Consider the following 1,065-nt stretch of genomic DNA (forward strand, 5'->3'; position numbering starts at 1 on the left):
CGGCGGTGTTGCTCTGGCGTGACGAGCGCTGGTTGGTGACCTGCGCGCTGGCGTTCGCGGTGGTCTATGTCCTGCTGTATCGGATGCTGGTGCGCTTTCATACGCCGGGGTGGCTGCGCAGGAAACCGAGGTGAGTAGACTGCGGTCCATGCCCGAGAAGCAGTTCAACACCGCCGACCCGAGCGGGCCCGAGCTGCACTACGTGCTCGATCCGCTTGCCCGCATCGACCTGTTTGCTCGCCAGGCGGTGGCTGGAGCCTGCAGGAACACATGCACACGGGCTTGGTCAAGGAAGCCTTGGCCATGGCATGCTGGAGCCGCCGTCCGCCGCCTGCATTCGTCGCTGGGCGATCTCAGCCCGATGCAGTTCGAGCAACGCTGGCACGAGGCACAGCGCAACAATGCCGCGTAAGGCGTGGGGACATGAACTCCACGAAACAGGGGCGAGGTCAGTGAGCGCGAGCGGCCCTGTGCGGCTGTCCGCGCCGATGCGGGGGTCTGTGGCGTGGCGACGGACGGGGCGGAGGGAGCGGGCCTACAACCTCGGGCAAAAAACCGCTGTTCTTCTGGTTGCCGCGCCAGTTTTTCAGGTCCTTTTCGGTGTGGGCGATGTTGACATCGCCACAGACCAAGCACTCGCGCTCGACCGCCAAGCGGGCAAGCCGCGGCGCGATGTCGTCCAGAAAGCGAAACTTGGCCTGCTGGCGCTCGTCGCCCGACGATCCACTGGGAAAGTACACACTCACGACGCTGAAGGCGCGCGCCGGGGTGTCGAAGCGCAGCTCCAGATACCGGCCCTCGTCATCGAACTCGGGCACCCCGATGCCGACGACGACGTCGCTGGGCTCATGCCGGGTGTAGATGCCCACACCCGAGTAGCCTTTCTTGACGGCGCAGTGAAAATACCCTCGCAAGCCGGCCAGAGTCTCGAAACGGTTGGCCAAGTCGGCGGGCTGGGCCTTGAGCTCCTGCACGCACAGCAGGTCCGGCGCAGTCGTGGCGACCCAGTCCTCCAGCCCCTTGCTGGCGGCCGAGCGGATCCCGGCCAAGGCCCCGTTCGATCTG

General features: G+C 65.9%; 1 protein-coding gene and 1 pseudogene. One reads left to right on the forward strand and one right to left on the reverse strand.

The window, feature by feature from the left end:
• Positions 1-148: 148 nt before the first annotated feature.
• The gene (locus ACK4TH_RS12100) at positions 149-412 is read left to right on the forward strand and encodes a hypothetical protein (protein WP_409626803.1); all 264 of its coding nucleotides are present in this window, start codon (positions 149-151) and stop codon (positions 410-412) included.
• A 130-nt stretch (positions 413-542) separates the two neighbouring features.
• On the opposite strand, the pseudogene ACK4TH_RS12105 reads toward ACK4TH_RS12100, so the two are convergent.
• Positions 543-1,049: pseudogene (locus tag ACK4TH_RS12105) on the reverse strand (exodeoxyribonuclease III); the annotation flags it as partial.
• Positions 1,050-1,065 lie beyond the last annotated feature (16 nt).

The sequence above is a fragment of the Tepidimonas sp. genome, assembly GCF_046292505.1.
Taxonomy (GTDB): Bacteria; Pseudomonadota; Gammaproteobacteria; order Burkholderiales; family Burkholderiaceae_C; genus Tepidimonas.